Below are 567 nucleotides of genomic sequence, written 5' to 3' on the forward strand. Positions count from 1 at the left end.
CTGTCGTAGGTCTGGGCCTTCTTCTGTCCGTCCTCGGTGATGTGGGTGGTGCGGGAGGCGGAGTCGTGCTCGTACGCGGTGACCGAGGTCTTCTCGGTGCCGTCTGCGGCACGGGTGGTGGTCTTGGCCTCGGAAAGGTTGGAGGCGAGGTCGAAGGCGTAGTCGGACTGGCTGACGAGAGTCCCCTGCCCGGGGGTGTGGCCCTCGGTGACACGGGTGCGGGTCAGGCGGTTCTCCGTGTCGTAGGTGTGCGTGGTCGCGGTCTTCTTCTCGCTGCCGTCCTTCTCCCGCACGGTCGCCAGGTCTGTGGCGAGCTGCCGCTGGGGTGTGTGGGTGTAGGCATGCTGTGCGATCGCCTTGCCGCCGGGCGCGGTGTGCTTCTCACCCGTGGGCAGGCCGGCGTCGTTGAACGTGTAGGTGCTGACCGCCCCGTTGCCCCGGTCGATCTTCTCCAGCTGACCGGCGGCGTTGTGGGTGTAGGAGACCTTCGCCAGTTCCTTGCCGTCGCGTGCCTGGGCGGCCTGGGTCATCCGGCCGCTCTTCGCGTCGTAGGTATACGTGGTCACC

At 67.5% G+C, this 567-nt stretch carries 1 protein-coding gene; it reads right to left on the bottom strand.

The window, feature by feature from the left end; all coding sequences use genetic code 11:
* On the bottom strand, positions 1 to 566 hold a 566-nt coding region (locus EES43_RS30590), incomplete at its 3' end, for a hypothetical protein (protein WP_164493152.1).
* Between the last annotated feature and the right edge of the window lies 1 nt (position 567).

This window comes from Streptomyces sp. ADI96-02, from assembly GCF_003846185.1.
Classification (GTDB): Bacteria; Actinomycetota; Actinomycetes; order Streptomycetales; family Streptomycetaceae; genus Streptomyces.